This window comes from Oceanisphaera sediminis, assembly GCF_039539745.1.
GTDB classification, from domain to species: domain Bacteria; phylum Pseudomonadota; class Gammaproteobacteria; order Enterobacterales; family Aeromonadaceae; genus Oceanimonas; species Oceanimonas sediminis.
Map to the genome: position 1 here is coordinate 1 of NZ_BAABDS010000013.1, position 239 is coordinate 239.

The following is a 239-nucleotide window of genomic DNA, read 5'->3' on the forward strand; positions in this document are numbered from 1 at the left end:
TAACCTGTACTAATGACCCGTGCGGCTTAACCATACAACACCCAAGAAGTGTGAGACCTTGCGGTCAAGAACCAACAAATTATTCAGAATTATGTAGGGTCGAATTCATTCGACCGCTTTTAATCAGTTTTCCAGCGTTTGTTAGCAACAGCTGACAAACCCCAGTTTATGCCTGGCGGCGATAGCGTTGTGGTCCCACCTGATCCCATGCCGAACTCAGAAGTGAAACGCACCCGCGC